This window comes from Burkholderia latens (assembly GCF_902499045.1).
In the GTDB taxonomy this organism is placed as follows: Bacteria; Pseudomonadota; Gammaproteobacteria; order Burkholderiales; family Burkholderiaceae; genus Burkholderia; species Burkholderia latens.
On record NZ_CABVPL010000099.1, the window covers coordinates 1 to 2,792 of the forward strand.

Consider the following 2,792-nt stretch of genomic DNA (forward strand, 5'->3'; position numbering starts at 1 on the left):
CGGCGGCACCCCGGCGAGGATGCCGCGCGCGGCTACACGCTCAGTGCGAGCTCGTCTGGCCGCCCCGGGCCGGCGTTGCGCCGGCCGGCCAGAACAGCGCGGACGGCTTCGACAGCACCGTGCGGACGATCGCGCCGAGCAGCGCGCGCACCTTGGTGCGGCGCAGGCTGCGCGAGCGCACGGCCATCGTGAACGCGAGCGCGAAACTCACGAGCACGTTGAGGATCGCCATGCTGAGCACGCCCGCGCAGGCCCACCACAGCTCGGGCGTGCTCAGCGCGCCCTTGCCGAGCACGCCGAGCGCGACGCCGATCGAGCCGGCCGACAGCGTCACGTGCCGCACTTCGAACGGGAACAGGAACACGGTGACGATCGCCGGGATCAGGCCGAGCATCAGGCCGAGACCGACGTTGGCGACCACGCCCGCGACGTTCGACCGGCAGAAGTGCGCGAACTTCGCGGCGCCGGCCGCGCCGAGCGTGAGCCGCAGCCGGCGGTTGTACGCAAGTGCGTCGCCGACCCGGTGCAGCACGAACCAGTTGTCGGCCCAGCCCGCGAGCAGGCTCGACGCCCACAGCAGCACCCCCGTGAGCGCCGCGTAGAACGGCGTCGGGCCCAGCAGCGAGAACGAATGCAGCGTCGCGTGCGCCTTCTGCGGCGAAATCAGGTTCGCATGCAGCAGGTTGCTCGCGAACAGCTGCACGAGCAGGCACACGGGCAGCACGACGAGCACGTTGCCGGAGATCGCCGCGGCCTGCGTGCGGATCAGCGCAATCACCGACGCGACGAATGCCTTCACGCCTTCGTCGTGGCCCGTGTCGTCGAGCTCGCGCGCGAGCGTCGGCGCGGTCATCGCCGGCTGCTTGGTCGCGAGCGTGAAGTGCAGGAAGTGCATCAGCATGAAGCTCGCCGCGTAGTTGACGCCCGCGAGCAGCCCTTCGAGCATCGACTGCAGGTGCGCGCCCGTGATCGCGAACTTCACGCACACGGTCGCGACCGTGACGAGGCCGCCGCCCGCCGCCATCCGCAGCATCTTCAGGTATTCGGCGCGGCCGCGCGAGATGTAGTGCTCGCCGGTGTCCGCGTTGGTCTCGACGAGCTTGCGCGCGAACAGCGAGAAATTGCTGCGCACGAGGTGCGACACGCTCTGGCTGTTCTGGTTCGCGTCGACGAGTTCCGCCGTCAGGCGCGCCATCCCGCGCAGGTCGTCGCGTGCCATCCACGCGTTCAGCAGCATTTCCGCGCGCACGATGCGCATGCGCATCCGCTCGACCTGGAACACGATGTCGACCGACACGCCGTTGCGGTACAGGTGCGCGAACACGTCGTCGACCGCGATCCGGCATTTGTCGAGCAGCATGCGCAGGTAGTTCACCTCATGCAGCAGCTTGCTCGGGTCGCCGCCGTCCTCGACGGCCGCATGCGCGGTCTCGACCGCGAGCATCGCGCGTGTGAGGCGGTAGAACGGCTGCGTGTCGATCGGCTTGCGCGCGTCGTCGTCCGACAGGCGGCTGCGCACCGTCTGCGACAGGCCGGTCGAGCTGATCTGGCAGGTCAGGTTGTGCAGCGCGGCCAGCAGGTCGCGCGAGAACGAGCCGGGCTCGTGGCGTTCCTCGTCGGTGACGTCGAACGCGATCAGCTCCGCGACGCGCGCGAGCAGGTCGTCGGGCAGCGCGTCGATCCATTGCACGTCTTCCGGCGCGGGGAACATCAGCGTGAACAGCGCCGTCAGCTCGCGGCGGTTCGGCGCGGGCGGGATCAGCGACGAGTCGACCCGCTCGAACAGCGCGCCGAAGAAGCCCGAATGCACGGGCATTCCCGCGTCGCACAGCAGCGAGATGCCGTCGCATTCGCGCAGGATTCCGCGCAGGATGCGCGCCGCGTGCGACTTCCATTCGGGATTGCGATCGAGCACGTGGAACAGGTAGCGCAGGCGCGCGTGCGCCGGATACGTGCGTGCGTCGGCGTCGCGACCGGCCGGCGCGTCCTGCGGGGCCTGCATCGCACCGCTGCGGCGCAGCCAGTGCGCGAGCTCGATCAGCCATTCACTGCGCTCGGCATACGACGCGTCGGCGTCGCCATGCGCGAGCAGTGCGTCGAGCTGGTGGCCGGCATTGCGCGACGCGCGCCACTTCTTGATCAGGGTCGTCAGGGAACGAAACATAAACGGAACAGCGAAAGCCCTGGACGGGCGGGTTCGGGATGCCGGCTGGGATCGCGGCGCGGCGCCGGGGAGAACGGTGACGCTGGCCGGGTGGCCGGACGCTGCGCGGCGACCCGCGATGCGGCTGCCCCGACGCGGTGCATGCGTACCCAGGGAGACGCGGCGACCGGACCGGATACGACGGGCGGATCGCCGTCGGCTGGCGCGCACGACGGCGGCACGAGCCGGAAAGTGCGTAGGATCGTCAATCAGGCGTGAAAACGCAAGCCGACCATATGGCCGAGTGCGGGTTCCGGCCGATTTTGACAAACAATGCAAAGCGGCCGTCCGGCCGATGGACGTCGCGCGGCATCTGCTGCAGCGGCGATGGCGGCGCACTCGCGTGTGCGGCGGCGCGCGCATGCGGTTCACTGCCACCGGTCGGTACCGGCGTCGCAGGCCCGCCGCAAAATGCAGCCTCATGGCGGCCGCATGGCAGCCGCGTGCGCGAATGCGCGGGCGCTCGCCCGCGCACCGCACGCTTACGCGCCGGACTTGCCCGTCGCGCCGGCGTCGCCACCGGCCGTGGGGTTGGCCGGGCACGGCACAGCTGGCGCGGCGGCCGCGGCGGCCGCCGCGAGCAATGCGG

Annotated in this window: 1 protein-coding gene; it reads right to left on the bottom strand. The window is 70.6% G+C overall.

The genetic code is table 11. The features are described 5' to 3' along the window. Nucleotides 1-40: 40 nt before the first annotated feature. Nucleotides 41-2,164 carry a site-specific recombinase gene (locus BSE24067_RS32080; RefSeq protein WP_151068754.1) on the bottom strand — a complete coding sequence of 708 codons (2,124 nt, stop codon included), beginning with the start codon at nucleotides 2,162-2,164 and terminating at the stop codon, nucleotides 41-43. Nucleotides 2,165-2,792: the final 628 nt, after the last annotated feature.